The organism is Brachybacterium sp. B718/18 (assembly GCF_055454375.1).
On record NZ_JBVDDO010000008.1, the window covers coordinates 119,800 to 140,425 of the forward strand.

At 73.5% G+C, this 20,626-nt stretch carries 17 protein-coding genes and 1 tRNA gene; 8 read left to right on the top strand and 10 right to left on the bottom strand.

Annotation, left to right across the window (positions count from 1 at the left end; all coding sequences use genetic code 11):
- Positions 1-3: 3 nt before the first annotated feature.
- The 3 genes from ACZCAH_RS12605 to ACZCAH_RS12615 all read left to right on the top strand — a co-directional run bounded on the left by ACZCAH_RS12605 (position 4) and on the right by ACZCAH_RS12615 (position 3,352).
- Positions 4-1,278 carry a DUF993 family protein gene (locus tag ACZCAH_RS12605; RefSeq protein ID WP_464341404.1) on the top strand — a complete coding sequence of 425 codons (1,275 nt, stop codon included), beginning with the start codon at positions 4-6 and terminating at the stop codon, positions 1,276-1,278.
- Positions 1,275-2,141 carry a sugar phosphate isomerase/epimerase family protein gene (locus ACZCAH_RS12610; protein WP_464341405.1) on the top strand — a complete coding sequence of 289 codons (867 nt, stop codon included), beginning with the start codon at positions 1,275-1,277 and terminating at the stop codon, positions 2,139-2,141. Before ACZCAH_RS12605 ends, ACZCAH_RS12610 begins: the two co-directional genes overlap by 4 nt.
- 224 nt (positions 2,142-2,365) lie before the next feature.
- The gene (locus ACZCAH_RS12615) at positions 2,366-3,352 is read left to right on the top strand and encodes a formylglycine-generating enzyme family protein (RefSeq protein ID WP_464341406.1); all 987 of its coding nucleotides are present in this window, start codon (positions 2,366-2,368) and stop codon (positions 3,350-3,352) included.
- Between the two features lie 15 nt (positions 3,353-3,367).
- On the opposite strand, the gene ACZCAH_RS12620 is transcribed toward ACZCAH_RS12615, so the two are convergent.
- A complete protein-coding gene (locus ACZCAH_RS12620; protein ID WP_464341407.1) occupies positions 3,368-4,117 on the bottom strand; it encodes a siderophore-interacting protein in 750 nt (249 codons plus the stop codon).
- A gap of 299 nt (positions 4,118-4,416) precedes the next feature.
- On the opposite strand from ACZCAH_RS12620, the gene ACZCAH_RS12625 reads away from it, so the two are divergent.
- A complete protein-coding gene (locus ACZCAH_RS12625) occupies positions 4,417-6,732 on the top strand; it encodes a glycoside hydrolase family 3 C-terminal domain-containing protein (protein ID WP_464341408.1) in 2,316 nt (771 codons plus the stop codon).
- Between the two features lie 65 nt (positions 6,733-6,797).
- On the opposite strand, the gene ACZCAH_RS12630 is transcribed toward ACZCAH_RS12625, so the two are convergent.
- From ACZCAH_RS12630 to ACZCAH_RS12640, 3 genes are all read right to left on the bottom strand, one after another.
- Positions 6,798-7,919, bottom strand: a complete 1,122-nt coding sequence (locus tag ACZCAH_RS12630) for a LacI family DNA-binding transcriptional regulator (RefSeq protein ID WP_464341409.1) — start codon at positions 7,917-7,919, stop codon at positions 6,798-6,800.
- A gap of 101 nt (positions 7,920-8,020) precedes the next feature.
- The gene (locus ACZCAH_RS12635) at positions 8,021-9,013 is read right to left on the bottom strand and encodes a hydroxyacid dehydrogenase (RefSeq protein WP_464341410.1); all 993 of its coding nucleotides are present in this window, start codon (positions 9,011-9,013) and stop codon (positions 8,021-8,023) included.
- Complete coding sequence (locus ACZCAH_RS12640; protein WP_464341411.1) at positions 9,010-9,819, bottom strand: sugar phosphate isomerase/epimerase family protein; 810 nt, start codon at positions 9,817-9,819, stop codon at positions 9,010-9,012. The genes ACZCAH_RS12635 and ACZCAH_RS12640 overlap by 4 nt, the downstream gene beginning before the upstream one ends.
- Positions 9,820-10,162: 343 nt before the next feature.
- Between ACZCAH_RS12640 and ACZCAH_RS12645 the strand changes: the two genes are divergently transcribed.
- Positions 10,163-11,398: a multidrug effflux MFS transporter gene (locus tag ACZCAH_RS12645; RefSeq protein ID WP_464341412.1), complete on the top strand. Its 1,236-nt coding sequence runs from the start codon at positions 10,163-10,165 to the stop codon at positions 11,396-11,398.
- 74 nt (positions 11,399-11,472) lie between these two features.
- Here the strand turns inward: ACZCAH_RS12645 and ACZCAH_RS12650 are convergent, their stop codons facing one another.
- From ACZCAH_RS12650 to ACZCAH_RS12660, 3 genes are all read right to left on the bottom strand, one after another.
- Positions 11,473-11,922, bottom strand: coding sequence for a YciI family protein (locus ACZCAH_RS12650; RefSeq protein WP_464341413.1), 450 nt, complete (start codon positions 11,920-11,922; stop codon positions 11,473-11,475).
- A 147-nt stretch (positions 11,923-12,069) separates the two neighbouring features.
- Positions 12,070-12,828 carry a CE1759 family FMN reductase gene (locus ACZCAH_RS12655; protein WP_464341414.1) on the bottom strand — a complete coding sequence of 253 codons (759 nt, stop codon included), beginning with the start codon at positions 12,826-12,828 and terminating at the stop codon, positions 12,070-12,072.
- Positions 12,828-13,991, bottom strand: coding sequence for an LLM class flavin-dependent oxidoreductase (locus tag ACZCAH_RS12660; RefSeq protein ID WP_464341415.1), 1,164 nt, complete (start codon positions 13,989-13,991; stop codon positions 12,828-12,830). Before ACZCAH_RS12660 ends, ACZCAH_RS12655 begins: the two co-directional genes overlap by 1 nt.
- Positions 13,992-14,583: 592 nt before the next feature.
- Between ACZCAH_RS12660 and ACZCAH_RS12665 the strand changes: the two genes are divergently transcribed.
- The gene (locus ACZCAH_RS12665; RefSeq protein ID WP_464341416.1) at positions 14,584-16,707 is read left to right on the top strand and encodes a S9 family peptidase; all 2,124 of its coding nucleotides are present in this window, start codon (positions 14,584-14,586) and stop codon (positions 16,705-16,707) included.
- 121 nt (positions 16,708-16,828) lie between these two features.
- Here ACZCAH_RS12665 and ACZCAH_RS12670 read toward each other — a convergent pair whose 3' ends face one another.
- The 3 genes from ACZCAH_RS12670 to ACZCAH_RS12680 all read right to left on the bottom strand — a co-directional run bounded on the left by ACZCAH_RS12670 (position 16,829) and on the right by ACZCAH_RS12680 (position 19,323).
- Positions 16,829-18,250 carry a hypothetical protein gene (locus tag ACZCAH_RS12670; RefSeq protein WP_464341417.1) on the bottom strand — a complete coding sequence of 474 codons (1,422 nt, stop codon included), beginning with the start codon at positions 18,248-18,250 and terminating at the stop codon, positions 16,829-16,831.
- Positions 18,251-18,647: 397 nt separating this feature from the next.
- Positions 18,648-19,169, bottom strand: coding sequence for an N-acetyltransferase family protein (locus ACZCAH_RS12675; RefSeq protein WP_464341418.1), 522 nt, complete (start codon positions 19,167-19,169; stop codon positions 18,648-18,650).
- A 66-nt stretch (positions 19,170-19,235) separates the two neighbouring features.
- Positions 19,236-19,323: transfer RNA gene (locus ACZCAH_RS12680), tRNA-Ser, on the bottom strand.
- 93 nt (positions 19,324-19,416) lie between these two features.
- Here ACZCAH_RS12680 and ACZCAH_RS12685 point away from each other — a divergent pair.
- A complete protein-coding gene (locus ACZCAH_RS12685; protein WP_464341419.1) occupies positions 19,417-19,854 on the top strand; it encodes a DUF8171 family membrane protein in 438 nt (145 codons plus the stop codon).
- 25 nt (positions 19,855-19,879) lie between these two features.
- Complete coding sequence (locus ACZCAH_RS12690; protein ID WP_464341420.1) at positions 19,880-20,569, top strand: CbiQ family ECF transporter T component; 690 nt, start codon at positions 19,880-19,882, stop codon at positions 20,567-20,569.
- The last annotated feature ends 57 nt before the right edge of the window (positions 20,570-20,626 follow it).

Here is a 20,626-nt window from a genome sequence, read left to right on the forward strand (position 1 = left end):
CCGATGACCGCGACGCCGGATCAGCTCCGACTCACGCTCCTCGACGAGGACGGCTCGCTGCGCGAGGTCGACCTCGGCCAGGCCGCCGCCTTCCCGCCCCCGACGGCGCCGCTGCGCTCCCGCACGGTGTTCGCCGCCGTGCACGTGACCCCGCAGGTCCACGGGGACAACACCCCCGGCGCCCCGGCGGACATCGACTGGGATGCCACCCTCGCCTTCCGCCGCACCATGTGGCGTCGGGGCCTCGGGGTCGCCGACGCGATGGACACCGCCCAGCGCAACATGGGCCTCGACGCCGCCGCGACCCGCGAGCTGATCGCCCGCAGCGCCGACGCCGCCCGCGCCGCGCTCGCCGATCCGGAGATCGCGGCCGTCTTCCCGGAGGGGGCGCAGGTCCGCGACCTCGTCGTCGCCGGCGTCTCCACCGACCAGCGGGCCGAGGCCGAATTGAGCCTCGATCAGATCGTCGACGCCTACACCGAGCAGCTCGCCGCGACCGAGGCGACCGGTGCCGGGGCGGTGCTCATGGCCTCCCGCCACCTCGCCCGCGCGGCCCGCTCCGCCGCCGACTACGAGGATGTCTACCGCCGCGTGCTGGCCACGGCGAGCGAGCCCGTGGTCCTCCACTGGCTCGGCACCGCCTTCGACCCGAACCTCGAGGGCTACTTCGGCTCGTCCGACACCGCCGCGGCCTCCGAGACCCTGCTGCGCATCATCGGCGAGGACCCCTCCCGGATCCGCGGCGTGAAGATGAGCCTGCTCGACGATGCCGCCGAGGTCGCGGTGCGCGAGCGGCTGCCCGAGGGCGTCACGATGTTCACCGGCGACGACTTCCACTTCTCGCACCTCATCGTCGGCGACGGCACCGGCACGCCGGCCGACGGGGGCAGGGTGCGAGGCGCGTACTCCGACGCGCTGCTCGGCGCCTTCGCGGTCACCGCCCCCGCCGCCTCCGCCGCGGTGCAGGCGCTCGACGCGGGCGACGCCGACGAGGCCCGCCGCATCCTCGACGCCTCGGAGGAGCTGGCGCGCCACGTCTTCTCCGCCCCGACGTACCACTACAAGACCGGGGTCGCCTTCATGGCCTGGCTCAACGGCCACCAGCGGGCGTTCACCATGATCGGTGGCATGCACTCGGCGCGCAGCCTGCCGCATCTTTCCCGCACCATCGAGCTCGCCGCCGCGACCGGCAATCTCGAGGACCCGGCGCTCGCCGCCGAGCGCTGGCACGGGATGCTCCGCCTGAACGGTTACGAGATCGCGGGAGGCACCCGATGAACGTCCCGCCCTCCGAGCGGATCGGGCACGGCACCCCGCGCCTGTCGATCAACCGTTGGACCTGCCGCACCACCCCGGTGCAGGAGTTCCTCGAGGCCACCGCGTCTCACGGGATCGACGCCGTGGGCCTGTGGCGGCAGGACGTCGCCGAGGTGGGGCTCGACGCCCTCCGCCGACGTGTCGACGATGCCGGCCTGCGGGTCAGCACCCTGTGTCGCGGCGGCTTCCTCACCGCCTCCGCGGACGCGGACCGCGCCGCGGCGCTCGACGACAACCGTCGGGCGATCGACGAGGCCGCCGGACTCGGCGCGCCCACGCTGGTGCTCGTCGTCGGCGGGGTGGACCGGGCCGACAAGGACATCGTCGGCGCTCGCTCCCGCGTCACCGAGGCGATCGCGCAGCTCGCGCCGTACGCGGAGGAGCGCGGGGTGACGCTGTCGCTCGAGCCGCTGCACCCGATGTTCGCCGCCGATCGTGCCGTGCTCTCCACGATCGACCAGGCGCTCGACATGGCCGAGGCCTCCGGCAGCCCCGCCGTCGGGGTCGTCGTGGACACCTATCACGTGTGGTGGGATCCGTACCTCGAGCGGGCGATCGAGCGCGCCGCCGCGGCGGGCCGCCTGTTCAGCTACCAGGTGTGCGACTGGAACCTGCCGCTGGCCGCGGAGCCGCTGAACTCCCGCGGCTACATGGGCGACGGCTACATCGACTTCCCGTCGATCACCTCGAAGATCTCCGCCGCCGGGTACACGGGCGACATCGAGGTGGAGATCTTCCACGAGGATGTCTGGGCCACCCCCGTCGACGACGCGCTGCGGATCATCGCCGAGCGCTTCGAACAGCTGGTCCTGCCGCACGCGTGAGCCGGGGCAGCGGGACGCAGGTGATGCGAGCTGCACATATCCGCACCTCGCATCACCCGCGTCCCGACCCCCACATGCGCCCCCCGACGGCGACGCGCGCCGTCTTGCCCGGCCTCGCTCGGGCGACACGCGCTCCCGCGCCGGGGCCCGGGCGAGGGAGGATGGAGCCCTCGGCCCGGGGACGCACGGCCCAGCCGGGACCACCGGCGACAGGAGACTCCTCGATGACCAACGGATGCGGATGCGGATGCGGCTGCGGCACCCCGAGCCGGGAGCAGCTGCTGCCCGACCTCGCCGTCCCCTCACCTCGCCCGTCCCCGTCGGCCGAGACCGGTCGCCATCCGATCGAGCAGGTCGTCGTGCCCGCAGGCACCTTCACCATGGGCGACTCCTCCGGGGATCGGAACCGGGCCGATGGCGAGGTGCCGCGTCACGAGGTGTCGATCAGCGCCCTCGAGGTCGACGCCACGACCGTCACCAACGACGCCTTCGCCCGCTTCGTCGAGGACACCGGGTACGTCACCGAGGCGGAGTCCTTCGGGTTCTCGGCCGTCTTCCACCTCGCGATCGCCGCTCCGCCCGAGGACCTCTTGGGCCCGGCCTCCGGCACGCCCTGGTGGGCCGGCGTGCGCGGCGCCGACTGGCGCCACCCCGGTGGACGGCGCTCCGACCTCGACGGGCTCGATGATCATCCCGTCGTGCACATGAGCTGGAACGACGCCCAGGCCTACTGCGCCTGGGCGGGTCGCCGCCTGCCCACGGAGGCTGAATGGGAGTACGCCGCCCGCGGAGGCATCGAGGGGGCGAAGTACCCCTGGGGCGACGCCGAGGTCGACGCGGGCGGCTGGCGCGCCAACATCTTCCAGGGCGACTTCCCGCGGGAGAACACCCTCGAGGACGGCTATCTCACCACCGCCCCCGGACGCTCCTTCGCACCCAACGGCTACGGACTGTGGCAGATGGTCGGCAATGTGTGGGAGTGGTGCGAGGACTGGTTCCACCCCGCCGCCTACCGTCGGCCCGGCCTGCGCGGGGATGTCGTCGACCCGACGGGCCCCGAGGACGGTCAGGCGCGGGTCCTCCGCGGCGGCAGCTACCTCTGCCACCTCTCCTACTGCAACCGCTACCGCAACTCCGCGCGCTCGCAGAACACCCCCGACTCCTCGATGGGCAACGCCGGCTTCCGGACCGTGGCCCGCCGCGAGGGGTAGGGCTCGCGACGGGGCCTAGCGCTTCTTCCAGTACGCGAGGGCGTGGACCTGCTCCTTCGACCAGCCCAGCTGTCTGCGCAGGGCCGACGAGAGCGCCCGGGTCGGCGCGCCCTCGAGGGCGACGACGGCACGGGTGCCGGCCGGGGCCACGGTCGCGGCGTCGAGTGCGGCCTCGACGATCGACCCGTCGGCGGGCAGCCGGCGGAGCTTGAGTCCCTCGCGCTCCTCGGGCAGCAGCGCCCACTCCTCCTCCGCGGGGCTCCCGTGCTCGAGCAGCACGGTCGCCGGGATCTCGGGGCGGCGGCGCAGGGTGTCGGCGATCGCCGGGTACGAGCAGCCGTCGCCGACCAGCAGCAGGTGCGCGGGGGAGTCGGCGACGGGGTCCTTCCCGTTGAGGACGGTCGCATCGATCGTGTCGCCCGTCCGGGCGACGCGCGCCCAATCGGAGGCGACGCCGTCGTGGAGGAAGAACTCGATCCCCGCCGTCCCAGCCTCCGGATCGGGGTCGACGAGGGTGTAGGCCCGCTGATGGCCGCGGCCGGCGGGCGTGGTGAACCACAAGCGCAACCAGTAGGTGGGATAGACGTCATCACGACCGAGCAGTCCGTCCAGGTCGACGCGCAGGCGGACGAAGTCGGCCGCGACGTCCTCGCGGTCCAGCACGGTCAGGCGCAGGTCGGAGCCGCCCCAGGCCTTGAGGAGCGCGCCGGTCAGGCCGCGCTTGGGGGAGCTGGCGCGCGGCGGCGCTGACGGGGTGGCTGTCACAGAGTCTCCGATCGATCAGGTGAGCCTCACCTTAGTGGAGCGAGCGGTGGCGGGGAAGAGGGATGGGTGCGGGTGGGGTGGGGGAGGGGGATGGGTGCGAGTGTGGGTGGGGTGGAGTGGGGTGCAGCCTGGCGCTCGGTGATGCGAGGTGCGTATATGTGCAGATCGCATCACCCGCGTCCCGTCGGCGGCGGCACGGCCCGTGCGCCGGCCCGAACTCGGGTCCGACGTCCTCGCCCCCGAGCCGGTTACTCGTGTAAGTTTTCGCCATCCCGTTTGAGCACGCAGAGGAGCTCGCCATGACCACCCCGGACCACGCCGCCACCCCGGACCACGCCACCACCACCCCGGATCACGCCACCACCGCGCCCACCCATCCGCTCCTGCGCGGCAGCGACGAGGTCGCCGCCCTGCCCGCCGCCGAGAAGGTGGCGCTGACCGGCGGCGCGGACTTCTGGTATACCCACGGCGCACCGAGCCTCGGCCTCGAGGCCGTCATGACCAGCGACGGCCCGCACGGCCTGCGCACCCAGAAGGCCGACGCCGACCACCTGGGCCTGCACGACTCGGTCCCCGCCACCTGCTTCCCGCCGGCCGTGGGCCTTTCCGCCTCGTGGAGCCGCGAGACCGCCGCCGCCGTCGCCGCCGCGATCGCCGAGGAGGCCATCGCCGAGGGCGTCTCCGTCATGCTCGGCCCCGGCATGAACATCAAGCGCTCGCCCCTGTGCGGCCGCAACTTCGAGTATTTCTCCGAGGACCCCCACCTCGCGGGCGAGATGGCCGTCGCCTACGTGAACGGCATGCAGGACCGCGGCGTCGGCACCTCCGTGAAGCACTTCGCGCTGAACAACCAGGAGACCGACCGCATGCGCGTCGACGTCTCCGTCGACGAGCGCACCCTGCACGAGATCTACCTGCGCGCCTTCCGCGCCGTCGTCACCCGCGCCCAGCCGTGGACGATCATGTGCTCCTACAACTCGGTGCTCGGCACCCTCGTCTCCCAGAACCCCTTCCTGCTTTCCGAGGTGCTCCGTGAGCAGTGGGGTTTCGAGGGCCTGGTCGTCTCCGACTGGGGCGCCGTCGTGGACCGCCCCGCCGCCGTCGCCGCGGGCCTGGACCTGCAGATGCCCGCCGACCCCGGCGCCGAGCAGGCCCTCGCCGCCGCCCTCGAGGCCGGCGAGATCGACCCCGCGCACGTGGACCGCGCCGCGACCAAGGTGGTCGAGCTGCTGCGGAAGTCCGCCGCGGTCCGGTCCGAGGGCGCCACCTACGACGTCGACGCCCACCACCAGGTCGCACTCGAGGCCGCCCGCCGCGCGATCGTGCTGCTGCGCAACGAGGACCAGCTGCTGCCGCTCGACCCCGAGGTCGCTGCTGCGGATGGTGGCCTCGCCGTCATCGGCGACTTCGCCCGGACTCCGCGCTACCAGGGCGCCGGCTCCTCGCACGTGAACGCCCACCGCCTCTCCACCGCGCTCGACGCGATCCGCGAGACCGCCGGCGAGGTCCCCTTCGCGCGCGGCTTCGTCCCCGGCGGCGCGGAGAGCGCGGCCGACGACGACGTCCTGCGTGCCGAGGCCGTCGAGGTCGCCCGCGCCGCGGGCACCGTCGTGCTCTTCCTGGGGCTCGGCGAGGACGTCGAGTCCGAGGGCTACGACCGCACCGACATGGAGCTGCCGGCCGCCCAGGAGCGGCTGCTCGAGGAGGTGCTCGCCGCGAACCCGCGCACCGTCGTGGTCCTCTCCAACGGCTCCGCGATCCGCCTCTCCGAGACGCTGCGCAGCGCCCCCGCGGTGCTCGAGGCCTGGCTGCTCGGCCAGGCCGGCGGCGAGGCCACCGCGGACGTCCTCTTCGGCCGCGTCGCCCCCTCCGGCAAGCTCGCCGAGACCATCCCGCTGCGCCTCGAGGACGTCCCGGCCACGCCTTACTTCCCGGGGGAGCACGGCCGCGTCACCTACGGCGAGGGCCTCTTCGTCGGCTACCGCGGGCTCGACGCCCGCGGCACCGAGGTCGCCTTCCCCTTCGGTCACGGCCTCAGCTACACCACCTTCGAGTACGCCGACCTCGCCGTCACCGCACGCGACGGCGGCCTCGTCGCCGAGCTGACCGTCAGCAACACCGGCTCCCGCGAGGGCCGCGAGGTGGTCCAGGCCTACGTCTCCGTCCCCGGCAGCTCCATCGCCCGCGCCCCGCGCGAGCTGAAGGGCTTCGCCGACGTCACCCTCGCCCCCGGCGAGTCCGCCCGCGTCACCGTGGAGATGCCGGAAGCGGAGCTGCAGTACTGGGACGTCCGCGCCGGTCAGTGGGCTGTCGAGGGCGGCACCTACCGCGTGGCGATCGGTGCGTCCAGCCGCGACCTGCGCCTGGAGGCCGAGGCCGAGCTCGCCGGCACCGAGCCGCGGATCGAGGCGTCCTTCGCCACCACCCCGCTCGAGCTGGCCGCGATCCCCGGCGGCGCCGAGGCGCTGCAGGACTTCGTCGGGCACCTCCCGTTCTTCCAGGACCCGGAGATGACCAAGATGTTCGAGCAGATCCCCGTCGGCCGGCTCACCGGCTTCGGCGGGTTCTCCCGCGAGCAGATCCAGGAGTTCCTGGACCGCGTCAACGCGCTCTGACGCCGACGGCCGGGGCCGCTCCGACGGGAGCGACCCCGGCCGCTCCGCGCGAGGGCGGGACCGGCTCAGGCGAGGCCGGTCAGCGCCGTGGACTCGCCGAGCACCACGTCGCCGCGCAGGTGCACCTCGCGCGCATCGCCCGCCCCGGCAGCCGGCTCGTCGTCGCCGGACGACGGAGCCCCCGCCGCGTCGTCGGACCCGACGACGTCGGCGCCCCGGCCGGGGACGGACTCGAGCACCCACTCCGCGGCCTGGCGCGCCATCTCCGCGAGCGGCAGCGCGATCGTGGTGAGGGTCGGGTGCGCGTCGGCCGCCCCGGGCACCCCGCCGAAACCGGCGACCGCGACCCGGCCGGGCACGTCGATCCTGCGCCGACGCAGCTCGCCGAGCGTGCCGAGGGCCATCACGTCGGCCGGCGCGAAGACGCACAGCGGCCGCGGATCGTCGGCGCCCGGACCGGCGAGATGCTCCTCGAGCCGGGCCGCGAGCACGTGCCCGCCGTCGCGGGTCAGCTCCGCGGCGCAGCTCAGCTCCGGCTCGATCCCGGCCTCGGTGAGCGCGGCGACGAAGCCGCCGGTGCGGTCGCCGGCCGACGGGATCCCGGCGATGCCCTCGACCACGGCGAAACGCTGGTGACCCTCGACGATCAGCGAGGTCGCGAGCTCATGCGCGGCCGCGGCGTTGTCGAGGACGATCGTGCGGCCCACGCCGAGGGACTGCCCGAGCCCGACGACCTTCCCGCCGTTGCGCTCGAAGCCCTGCAGCAGGGTGCTGATCGCGGCATCGGCCTCGGTGCCGTAGCGGTGCGAGCCGACCAGCACGAGGGCGTCGACCTGCTGGGCGATGAGGGCGCGCAGGGCGCGGATCTCGGTGTCGATCACGCGGTCGGTCTGGGTGAGCAGCACCTGCGACTGCGAGGCGAAGACCTGCTGCTGCACCTCGCGGGCGATGGTCGCGAAGTACGGGTCGGCGATGTCGTGGACCACGAGGCCGATGAGTCCCGAGCGGGAGCGGGCGAGGGCCTGGGCCTGGGCGTTGGGGACGTAGCCGAGCTTGTCCGCGGAGGCGCGGACCTTGTCGGCGACGGCCTTGCCGGGCACCCGGGCGGAGCCGTTGAGCACCCGCGAGGCGGTTGCCAGGGAGACCCCGGCATCCTGGGCGACGTCGCTGAGGCGCACGGCGGGCATCGGGTCTCCTTCTGCAGGTCCTGCGGGGTGGGGTGGGAAACGCTGTCCCGCCCGGTCAGCTTAACGAGGCGGGTGCTCCCGGAGCAGGCCGGGAGGCTCGCTCAGGCCGTGAGATCCCTCCGATTCGGATCCACGGGCCAGCGGGCCGGTTCCCCGGCCGCGAGCCGCCGGATCTCCTCGAGCGCGGCGCCGCCGAGACGGTGCAGTTCGTTGCCGAGGGAGCCGGCGATGTGCGGGGTGATCGTCGCGAGCGGCGCGTCCCACAGCGGGTCGTCCGCGGCGAGGTCGTCGTGCACGTCGAGCACGGCGGCGAGCCGTCCCGCGACCACCTCGTCGCGCAGGGCGTCGAGGTCCACGAGGGCGGGCCGAGCGGTGTTGACGAAGGTGGTGCCGTCCCGCATCCGCGCGAGCAGCTCCCGGCTGACCATGCCGCGGGTCGAGGGGAGATCCGGGGCGTGCAGGCTCACCACGTCGCTGCGGGCGTACAGTTCCTCGGGCTCGACCTTCGTCGCGCCGAGCTCGGCGATCCGCTCCGCGCCGACGTACGGGTCGGTGATCAGCACCTCGACGTCGAAGCGCCGCAGGTGCTCGGCGACCAGCGCGCCGATGCGGGAGGCGCCGACGAGCCCGACCACCGCACCGTGGTTCCCGATCCCGGGATCGGAGGCGGCGGCGTGCTCGGGGCGTCGCCGGCGCCGGTAGCGAGCCTCCTGGGCGCGGGCCCGCTTGCCGGCGAGCAGGATGTGGGCGAGCGCGTACTCGGCGACGGGCACCGCGTTCGCTTCGGTCGCGGAGGTGACGGTGATCCCGCCGCGCTCCCACACGGCGTCGGTGACGGCGAAGCGGACGGTCCCGGCGGTGTGCACGATCGCGCGCAGGGCCGGCAGCCGGTCGAGGGTCGCGGCGTCGACGGCGGGAGAGCCCCAGCCGGTCACCAGCACCTCGACGGTCGCGAGCTCCGCGTCGGGGACGGCGGTGAGGTCCGGCGCGGTGCGCTCGGTGTCGATCTCCACCAGACGGGCCAGCTCCTCGAGCTGCCCGAGGGAGAACATGCGGTGCTGCAGGCCGGCGGGCAGGGCCAGCAGCGTCCTCATCGGGCCGGTTCCTCGGGAGCGGCCGACGCCGCCCGGCGCTTCCCGGCGGCGATCAGGCCGCGCAGGGTCTCCGCCTCGCGGGCGAGCACCCCGGGGTCGTCCCCCGGCACGAACTCGAGCAGGGCGTCACGGGGCGAACCCTCCGCGGCGAGGATCTGGAAGGCCTGCTCCCACAGCTCGCCCCGGTCGACGAGGGGGAGGCGCTCGGAGCCCGGCCACCAGGAGAAGACGTGGATCGTCGAGGCGTGGGGGAGTGTCGCGCGGAGCGTCGCGAGGGCGTCCGCATCCGGCATGTCCTGGTGCGGCTGCCAGTACGAGAGCACGTTCTCCCGGCCCACCTCGTCCAGCAGGGCGAGGGTCGAGCCGATCTCGTCGGTCAGGGTGCGGCCGTGGAACTCGAGGCCGACCTCCACCCCGGCCTCCCCGGCCCGGTCCGCGAAGGCGCGCACGCGAGCGGCGATCCGGGCCCGCTCCTCGGGCGCGACGTCGGCCGATCCCTGGCTGCCCGCCCAGACCCGGATCCGCGGGGCGCCGAGCGCGACCGCCGAGGCGAGCACCGCCTCCCCGTCGGCCCGCACCCGCTCCTCCTCGCCCTCGAAGCGCAGGTAGGAGCCGTAGGAGGCGACGTCGAGGAGGGCATTCTCGGTGAGCGCGCGGACCTCCCCGGCACGCCCCGGGTCGCCCGGCGGCACGTGCACGTCCCCCGCCCATTCGATGCGGGACAGGCCCGCGCCGACGGTCAGGTCGACGATCTGCTCGGGCGGCAGCGGGCGGAAGGTGACGGAGCAGAGCCCGGCGCGGATCATGGGGATCCCTCCGTTCGAGGCGGCGACGCAATACCGGGGCGGAGCTCCGGATCCGGTCGGTGGAAAGCGATTGCACCGAGCGTAGCCCAGGGGTGGCGTCGCGGTGCGCGGTCCGGCGATGCCGCTCCGAGGGGTGCCCGGTCCTGGGGTGCCCTGGGAGGGACTGGCTCGTGCCACCTGCCGATGGTGGACTGAGGACCTCCCGTCTCCCGCCACCGCGCGCTCTGCATCTCCCGCCTCCCCGCTCTGCATCTCCCGCCTCCCCGCTCTGCATCTCCCGCCTCCCCTCCCTGCGTTCCCCACCGCCCCGCCCTGCATTCCCCCGAGGAAGAACCGCCCCGCCGTGACCACCACGCTCCCCGCGCCCACCACCCCGGTCATCCCGAAGGTCCTGCCCTGGATCCTCCTGCTGCTGACCGTCTTCGGCCCCATCTCGATGGACCTCTACCTGCCCGCGCTCCCGGCCCTCACCGCCGAGCTCGGCGCCGTCACGTCCGTCGCCCAGTTGACGGTGACCGCCTGCCTGCTCGGCCTCGCCTCCGGCCAGCTGCTCGCCGGACCCGCTTCCGACCAGTACGGACGCCGCCGCATCCTGCTCCTCGGCGTCGCCGCCTATGTCGTCTTCTCGACCCTCTGCGCGCTGAGCCCGAGCATCGAGCTGCTGATCGCGGCCCGCTACGTGCAGGGCCTCGCCGGCGGGGTCGGCGTGGTCATCGCCCAGGCCGCGGGCCGCGACCTCTTCGACGGCCGCGAGCTGATCCGCTTCTACGGCCGACTCGCCGTCGCCGGCCCCACCGCCGCGATCGTCGGCCCCCTGATCGGCGGGCTGCTGAACGTCTTCTTCGACTGGCGCGGGCTGTTCGGCTTCCTCGCCGTCGTCGGCGTGGTGCTGCTGATCCTCTCGGCGACCCTGTTCACCGAGACCTTGCCGCCCGAGCGGCGCAGAAGCGGCGGGCTCGGGCGCACCGGCGCCGACCTGCGGGTCCTGATCGCCGACCGCGTCTTCGTCGGCGCCGTCCTCACGCAGGGCTTCGTCTACGCCGCGATCTTCGCCTATCTCGCGGGCTCCACCTTCGTGCTCCAGGAGATCTACGGTCTGTCCCCGCAGGGCTACGCGGCAGCCTTCGCCCTGAACTCGACCGGCGCGGTCCTCGGCGGCTGGACGGGTGGGCGCCTCGCCGAGCGCTGGAGCGTCCACGGCGCCCTGTTCGCGGGGATCGGCGTGAGCGGCCTCGGCGCGCTGGGGCTGTTACTCGCGGGTCTCGCGCCGATGCCGCTCGCCGCCGTCGTCGCCTCGCTGTTCCTGCTCGCGTGCGGCGCGCAGCTGGCCTCCCCGGCCGGCACGACCCTCGCGCTGCGGGAGTACCCGCAGATGGCGGGCACCGCCGGGTCGATCCTGGGCACCGCGCGCTTCGGCTTCGGCGCGATCTCGGCGCCCTTCGTCGGCATCGCCGGCTCGCTGAGCATCCTGCCGCTGGGCGTGATCACCACCGGCTGCGCCGTGCTCGCCGCGGCAGCCGGTCTGCTCACGCTGCGGCGTCGACCCGCGCTCGTCGAGGAGCCGGTAGCCGCGTCCTGAGCGCCGCCGCTGCGGGTGCGGAGGCGTCGCTGGCGGGAGGGGCACGTCGCTCAGGCGCCCGCCCGGAGGCTGCCTCAGGCGCCGCCCTGGCGGCGCTGCTCCTCCTCGGCGCGCCAGACCTTCTCCTTGGCCACGTACTCGTTGTCCTCGGAGACCAGGGCCGCGATCTCTTCGTCGGCGTGGATGCGGCGCACCTCGAGGGTGGTCCCGGGGCCGAGCGGGCAGCGGGTCGCCCACTGCTCGGCCTCGGCACGGTCCGCGACCTGGATGATCCACCAGCCGTCGAAGCGCGATTCGGTGGTGCCGTAGGGGCCCGTGGTGACCGCGGGCGGGGTCTGCGAGAAGTCGACGAGGAAGTTCGCCTCGTCGGCGGCGTCGGCGAGACCTTCGCCGGCGACCATCGCCCCCGCCTCGATCAGCGCCTCGTTGAAGGCGCCCATGGCGTTGACGACCTCCTCGAAGTCGATCTCCTGGGACGCCTGCAGCGCGGCATCGGTGGCACGCATGATCAGCATGTACTTCATGGGTTCCCTCCTGGGGGCTCGAGGGCGCTCAGCCTACGGCCGACGGGACCGGTTGCCCAGGGAGTCCCGGGGGTCCTGCCGGTCACGCCCCGGCCCCGAGGAGGGACGCGGCCGGCAGGGGATCAGGGGGGCAGCGGGCCGATGAGCTCAGCCGCGGCGCAGCAGCTGGCCCATCGGCACGAAGTCCGAGAACTCGGCGTCGAGCGCGGGGCGGGCGGGCTCGCCCGTCGGGACGGAGCCGCCGTCGGCCGGGGTGGAGTCGGCACCGGCGTCGCCGTCGGCCGGCTGCGCGCCCGCGCCGTCACCTCCGGTGTCGGCACCCGCGGCGACCCTGCGGCGGACCTGCAGCATCGTCGCGAGCTCGGCCACGGCCCGGCGCACTCGCACGGCGAGCGGCTGCTCGTCGGCCTGGTGCTCGGTGTCGGCGCCGAAGTCGGCCGACGCCGCGAACACCGAGGTCGGTACCAGATCCGCCTTCAGATAGCCGAACATCGGCCGGAGCGCGTAGTCGATCGCGAGGGAGTGCCGGGGGGTGCCGGCGGTCGCGCCGAGCAACACCGGCTTGTCCTTCCACAGCGCGATGTCGAGTGCGTCGATGAACGTCTTGAACAGGCCAGCCGGGCCAGCGTTGAAGATCGGCGTGACCGCGATGACCGCGTCCGCCGCCCGGACCTGCTCGATCACCAACGCGAGGCGCTCGCTCGGGAAGCGGGTCAGCAGCGCATCGGTGAGGTCGTAGGCGTACTCGCGCAGCTCCACGGTGCTCACTTCGACCTGCGTCCCGTCGGCGCCGAGGGCGGCGGCAGTCTCGCGGGTCAGCTGGTCGGCGAGCATGCGGGTGGAGCTGGGGGTGGAGAGCCCGGAGGAGAGGGCCAGGATCCGGAAGGTCGCGGTGTGAGCCGTCATCACTTCGCCGCCTTCGCGTCCTCGGCACGCAGGCCGGTCCAGTTGTCGCCGGTCTCGAACTTGTAGGCGTCGTCGAAGGCGCCGCGCTCCGCCTCGGCGGCGGCGACCCGGTTCGCGTGGGTGGGCGCCTCGGGGACGTCGGCGGGCTTACGAGCCTCGAGCTCGCGGCGCAGCACGGGGACGACCTCGGTGCCCAGCAGCTCGATCTGCTCGAGGACCGTCTTCTGCGGCAGACCCGCGTGGTCCATGAGGAACATCTGGCGCTGGTAGTCGCCGACGTGGTCGGCCATGGTCAGGTAGCGCTCCACGACCTGCTCGGGGGAGCCGACGGTGAGCGGGGTGGCGCGGGTGAAGTCCTCCATCGAGGGGCCGCCGCCGTAGACCGGGGCGTTGTCGAAGTAGGGCCGGAACTCGTTCCACGCGTCCTGGCTGTTCTTGCGCATGAACGCCTGGCCGCCGAGGCCGACGTAGGCCTGGTGGGCCTTGCCGTGGCCGTAGTGCTCGTAGCGCTCGCGGTACAGCTGCACCATCTGCTTCGTGTGGCTCATGGGCCAGAAGATGTTGTTGTGCAGGAAGCCGTCGCCGTAGTACGCGGCCTGCTCGGCGATCTGCGGGGAGCGGATCGAGCCGTGCCACACGAAGGGCGCGACGCCGTCCAGCGGACGCGGGGTGGCGGTGAACTGCTGCAGCGGGGTGCGGAACTGACCCTCCCAGTCCACGACGTCCTCGGTCCACAGGCGGCGCAGCAGGTCGTAGTTCTCGATCGCGAGCTCGATGCCCTTGCGGATGTCCTGCCCGAACCAGGGGTAGACCGGCCCGGTGTTGCCGCGGCCCATCACCAGGTCGACGCGGCCGCCGGTGAGGTGCTGCAGCATCGCGTAGTCCTCGGCGATCTTCACCGGGTCGTTGGTGGTGATCAGCGTGGTCGCGGTGGAGAGGATGATCCGCTCGGTCTGCGCGCCGAGGTAGGCGAGCGTGGTGGTGGGCGAAGAGGTGACGAAGGGCGGGTTGTGGTGCTCGCCGATCGCGAAGACATCCAGGCCCACCTGCTCGGCGAGCTTGCCCTGCTCGATCATCGAGTGCAGACGCTCGTTCTCGGTGGGCACCTTCCCGGTGGTGGGGTCCGGGGTGATGTCGGCGATGGTGAAGATTCCGAACTGCATGGCGAGGCTCCTCGGTCTGTCCGGTCTGTCTCGGAAGATGCTTCAACTTTAAACTATCGTCTCGCGGGAGCGCAAGCCGGTGTGACGGCGGCCGCTCGGGTGTTCTGTCGCGTGGGCGAGCAGCTCGGGATCGCTCCGGGGACGCCCGGGAACCGGATCCGGCGGGCAAGGACTGGGGGGCAAGGACTGGCGGGGGGCACCGTCCCGAGACTGCGACCGCTGAGGCCGAGCGGCTCGTCGAGCTGGAGGAGGACGTGAGCGAGCTGCTGCGGAGAACGCGATCCCGAGGACTGCCTCGGCTCTTCTCGCGGCGGGGCAGGTCGCCCACAGCAGGCGACCCCGGAGATTCTCCTGCTCCACACCGCGACGTGACGGTGCAGTCGAGTACTGGCGTCTGGCGTTGCAGTACGGCTATATCTCCGTACCCGAACGCTACGCGCCAGTCACTGACCACGCACCAGTCCTGCGGCCGTCAGCTGAGGCGGCAGCGGACAGGTGTCAGGACGCTCCGGTCCGTCGGAGTATCGCGGAGGCATGACGATCCCCCGGGAGCGCAACCCTCGGTCCGACGGGGGTGGCAGGATGGTGCGCCATGACACACGCGAGCATCGAGGCCCTGCTGGACGCCGCCCGACTGGGACGGCTCGAGACCACGGAGGGCGGGAGGATCCTCGCGACCGTCTCCCGTCCCGACGCGAAGGGCACTGCCTACGTCACCTCGCTCGTCGAGCTCGAGGACGAGCGGGTGCTGCCCCTGACGCGCGGCGCCTCCTCGATCGGTGCGGTCGCCGCCGCGGAGGACGGCACCGTGTACTTCACCGCGAAGCGGATCGGGGAGGACGGCGAGGAGTCCGAGGACGCCCAGCTGTGGGGCCTGCCCCCGCGCGGCGAGGCCCGCCAGCTCGCGGCGCGTCCCGGCGGCTTCGGCGCGCTGCACCTCGCCGGGAACCTGCTGATCGCCGAGCTAGCCGTCCACTCGCAGGCGGCCGACGAGGCCGAGCACGTCGAGCTGGGCCGGGCCCGCAAGGACGCCAAGGTCAGCGCCGCCCTCCATGACGGCTTCCCCACCCGCTACTGGGATCACGACCTCGGCCCGGCGCGCACCGTCCTCGCCGTCGCCGAGCTGCCGGCGGACCTCGCGACCGCCGAGGCGACGCCCGGGCCGTCGGCCGGAGCCGCCCCGCACCCGTCGGCCGGAGCCGCGAGCGAACCCGCCGCCGCGGACCCGTCGGCCGGATCGTCCACCGCCGAGCCGGACCCGTCGGCCGACGACGACGCCCCCGCCGCGCAGGTGCTGCACTTCCGCCACCTCGCGATGCCGGCCGGACGCCTGACCTCCTGGACCGTCGATCGCCAGGGCGCCCGTGCGCTCGTCTCGATGTCCGACTCGCACGGCGAGATCCTCGCCTCCGGCCACCTGCACCTGCTCGACCTGCGCGGCGAGCAGCCGCCCCACCTGCTGCGCGAGCCCACCGCCGAGATCGAGTACGGACCCGGCGCGTTCAGCCCCGACGGCACCCGCGCGCTGATCTCCCGCCATCGCATCTGGACCGAGACCCAGACCATGAGCTCCGCGGTCGAGCTGCTCGACCTCGCCACCGGCACCACCGTCCCCGTCTGGCCCGAGCTCGACCACTGGGTCGACCCGGTGTGGGTCGACGGGGAGACCCTCGCCGCGGCCTCCGACGACCAGGGGCGCGGTTCGCTCTGGATCGGCGCCCTCACCGACCCGGCCCCGCGCCGGGTCGTCGGTGGGCCCGATCAGGAGCTGTCCTTCGCGGACCTCTCCGTCGCCGGCGGCCGCCTCATCGCCTCGGCCTCCTCCGTCGCCTGCGCCCCGTATCCCGTCGCCGTCGACCTGTCGGACGGTCGCCTCTCCCGCCTGCCGAACCCGGCCGACGAGGTCGAGCAGACCGGCTCCCTCACCGAGGTCACCGCGACCGCCGAGGACGGCACGACGCTGCGCGCCTGGCTGCGCCTGCCCGACGGGCACGGCCCGCACCCGCTCGTCGTCTTCGCCCACGGCGGTCCGTGGGGCTCCTGGAACGCGTGGACCTACCGCTGGAACCCGAACCCCTTCGTCGCCGCCGGATACGCCGTGCTGCTGCCCGATCCCGCGATCTCCACCGGCTACGGCCAGGCGATGATCGACCGCGGCCAGCACGAGCTGGGCGGCGCCCCGTTCACCGACATCATGGCGCTGACCGACCAGGCGATCGCCCGCGACGACATCGACGAGGGCGCGACCGCCTTCGCCGGCGGCTCCTACGGGGGATACATGGCGAACTGGGTCGCCGGGCACACCGGGGACCGCTTCCGCTGCATCGTCACCCACGCTTCCCTGTGGGACACGGAGACGATGGGCCGCACCACCGACAACTCCGGCTGGGAGCCGCCGATGCGTCGGCAGAACCCGGAGCACGATCCCAGCGCGTCCGTGCGCGAGATCGTGGTGCCGATGCTCGTCATCCACGGCGACAAGGACTACCGCGTCCCGATCGCGCAGGGGCACGCCCTCTGGTACGACCTGCACCGCTTCTCCGCGACGCCGCGCGACGCCGAGGGCCGCACGCGGCATCGCTACCTGTACTTCCCCGACGAGGGCCACTGGATCCTGGGCCGTGGCAACGCGCAGGTCTGGTACGAGACCTTCGTCGGCTTCCTCGACGAGCACGTGCGCGGCGAGGCCTGGGAGCGGCCCGCGACGCTCGGCTGAGCGGACTGCCCGGCGGGCGGTGGGGCGGGGGCGTCCGGCGAATCGGGCCGCGCCCGCCCGGGACGGCCACGGCCTCGGGGGACGGCCGCGGCCTCGGGGGCGGCCGGGGAGCGTCAGCCGGTCAGGTCACCTGCTCGACGGGCGCGACCCAGGTGTTGCATGCCGAGAGGTCCCCGCCGGACTCCAGACCGTTGCGCAGCCACAGCACGCGGGTCGACGGGGTCACGGGGCGGTCGCCCTGCTCGGGCCAGGTCGCCTCGTCGAGCAGACCGTCGCGGAAGGCGCCGCTGGGCTGGGCGGCCGCCGGCAGCTGGCCGAGCGCGGCGGTGGTCAGGCAGCTGCGTTGGAGGTCCCAGCGGATGAACGCCTCGTCGTACGCCGCCGAGTCCCCGGAGTCCTGGAACTGGTTCATCATCGTCACGTAGTACACGGTCAGCGAGCTGTTCCACATGAGGGTGTTCGTGTACGAGTACGAGAGGTCCCACAGGTAGGCCTGGGCGACCTGGTTCTCGTCGGTGAACGCGGTGCCGGTGCCGTAGCCGAGCGGCCAGTAGATCGCGGTGTCCAGGTTGCAGACCGTCGCGAAGTCCGCCCCGAAGTTGTCCGGGTTGTCGGAGCACGACGAGTTCGGCAGCGTCGGGTACTCGTAGACGGTCACCGTCGGGTTCCGCCACGGCAGACCGCGGTCGGAGCTCGCCGAGGACCACACCTGGTTCAGGCAGCCCGCGCTCGCGTCCAGCACCGCCTGGAGCTGCTCGGCGGTGGCGTCCGGCGGCGTGGGCGGGAGCTCGCAGGTGCCGATGTCGGGGAGCTCCCCTCCGGTCAGCGGGTTGTCCGCGAGGATCGCCGCGAGTTCCTCGGGCGTGCCCGGCGGGCGGTCGTAGGCGGGGATGACCTCGAAGTCCGAGGTCTCCTCGGTGGTCGGATCGGTCGACGGGTCCTCGGTGGTGGCGTCCGAGGTGGCGGTGGTCACCTGCGCCGTGGGGTCCCCGCCGCCGCGGTTGTTCAGGGCGAGGAAGCCGATGCCTCCCGCCACGGCGAGGACCAGCGCGCCGATGCAGGCGATGGCGCCGACGAGGAGCGGCCACGTCCGCTTCGACGGCGGCTGCTGACCGGTGGGGCCGGTGGGGCCGGTGGGTCCGTAGCCGCCGGGGCCGCCCGGGCCGGAGGGGCCGAAGCTGCCGGGTCCGGAGGGGCCGTAGCCGTCCGGTGCGGCGGGGCTGCCGAAACCGCCGGGCGCGCTCTGGCCGTAGCCGCCGGGAGTGCCCGGGCCGTAGCCGCCGGGTGCCGCCGGACTGCCGTACCCCGGGGAGTGCTGCTGGCCGTATCCGGGGGAGGGCTGGGCGGGAGCGCCCGTCGGCCCCCATCCTCCCTGCGCGCCGCCGCCGTGCTGCGGGCCTTGCCCGTACGGCGGAGCCTGAGGAGCCTGCTGCCCCTCGCCCGGCTGCTGCCCCTGCGGCGGCTGTGCCCACGGGTCCGGGCCCGAACCGCCCTGCCCGTGCTGCGCATCGGAGCCGTCCCCGCCCCATCCCGGATTCGTCACGTGCTCCCCCTGCGTCGTCGTGGCCGCGTGCCACCGCAGACTAACCGGGACTTTTCGCGCACGGGAGCGTCCCGGGGAAGTGATACGAGGTCGAGACCTCGCGACCCGGTGCCCTCCACGTCCCGGCACCCTCCGCGACCCGGTACCCCGTCGCGCCGCTCGCCCCCGCGGATCCGCTCCCGGGCCACCGCCGCTCGCCCCTGCGGACCCTCTCCCGGGCCACCATCACCCCGCCGCCTCACCGCTCCTGCCACCGGACACTTCGCCGCCGCGCGGAAACCCTGCACTTAGGGGGAATACGTCGATCACTCCCCCGGGTGTGCGGGGTTTGTCGTCGGGCGGGACCGCAGGTGATCCCCCGGACACCGGACTGGCTTGCGCCGTGCCCGGGCGGGTGTCAGGCGCGGGTGGGCGGGTTCGGGGCGTCGTCGAGCCTGAGCAGCAGGAAGCTGAGGTCCAACCAGCGCCCGAACTTCTCGCCGACCTGAGGCATCGTGCCTTCCAGAACGAATCCCGACCGTTCATGGAGACGGATCGAGTCGACGTTGCCGGCTTCGATGCCCGCGACCATCACGTGGATCCCGGCCGCGCGCGCGTGCTCGATCAAGTTCGTGAGCAGGGCACGCCCGAGGCCCTTGCCCCGCTGGTCCTCCCGCACGTACACGGAGTGCTCGACGGTGCGGCGGTAGCCCGAGCGGGTGCGCCAGGTGCCGTAGCTGCCGAAGCCGAGAACCTCGCCGGCCTCGTCGACCGCCACCAGCACGGGGAATCCCGCCGCCTGTCGATCGCTCATCCAGCGGGCGCGATCCTCCACGTCCACCGGGTCCTCGTCCCAGATCGCGGTGGTGTGCTCGACCGCGTGATTGTGGATCGCGGTGATGGCCTCGAGGTGGGCGGGGGTGGCGTCGATGATCAGCACGATGCTCCTGGGGGCGGTTCGGGAAAGGAGGAAGGCCCCCCACCGCAGGTGAGGGGCCTTCGCCGCTGGCGGAGGATGGGGGATTTGAACCCCCGAGGGCTTGCACCCAACACGCGTTCCAGGCGTGCGCCATAGGCCGCTAGGCGAATCCTCCAGCGCTCATCAAGAGCAGTGGACAGCGTACCCGAGACCCTGGGCCCGCGCGAACCGACCGGGCGCAGGTCACACGGGGCGACGTCTCCGCGCCGTGCGGACTCTCCCGCGCCGCCCGGACCGTCGCCTCGTCGGCCTCTCCCGCCCCGATCTGCCGGCCTACGCGCTCGTAACCCCCGCACTCTGGGGGGAATCGATCCCCGCCGTGTGGCTGATCCCGGCCCTGCACGGCAAGATCGAGCCGCTCATGGGCATGCGTCCCCGCTTCCCTGGCGAGCCGATCCTCGGTCAGGCCCCCGCCACCGGCGTCTTCGTCGGCTTCGCGCTGCTGCTGTCCGTGGCGAGCTTCGGCTTCGCCTTCCTCGAGGCCTTCGACATCTCCGCCGGCGCCTTCGAGCTCGACTTCATCGACCGCTTCGGCGACTGGTCCATCGTCGTCTCCCTCGTCGCGATCGGCGTGGCGCTCGGACTCGCGATCCTCCTCTTCCGCCGCTCGCAGCAGTCCGCGCGGGAGCCGGCGGACCGCGCCTGAGCGCCGATCCCTCCCGGAGACCCTGATGCAGACCGTTCCCCCGATCACCGCCACCGCGCCGGCGCCCGCCACGGCCGACGCCGTGCCCTCCGCGGCCGACGCCTGCCGCGCGACGGCGCAGCCCGTGATCCGCGTCAAGGACCTGTCCTTCCGCTACCCGTGCACCGACCGCGACACCCTCCGCAACGTCGACCTCCCGGTCGAGCGGGACGACTTGGTGGCGGTGGTCGGGGGCAAGCTCGGCGCCGTGTCGATGGCCTCGATGGCCGCGTTCGTGTCGCTGGACCCGGTGAAACTCTCCGACGCGCTCCTGTGGTTACGCGCCCCCGAGCCGCTCGCCTTCGGGGTCAGCTACGGGTACCGCATGCTGCCGATCCTGGTGGACGAGTACGTGACGGTGTTCGGGGGCCAGCGGTTGCGGCACGCGCCGGTGGACCGGCCCGGCCTGCCCGGCTGGCGGGTGGCGGGGCAGTGGTGCGTCCTCGCCGTCACCGCGTTCTCCCCGATCATGCTCAACACCGCGAAGAACGTGCGCACCACCGTCGAGGCCCTGGAGACCCGCGGCTTCACCTACGGTGCCTCGAACCGGGCCGGGCTCACGCTGCGGTTGGCGTACCTGCGGGTCTCGGTCCTCGACCTCGCGGAGCTGGCCGCGTCCGCGGTGCTGGTAGCCGCCGCCTTCCCCCTCGGCGCGCGGATCCCCGGGCTGGGGTAAGCCGGGGGCGGCGGCGCTCCCGGCCGGGCCGTCCCGCGCAGGGGCCGTCCCGCGCCG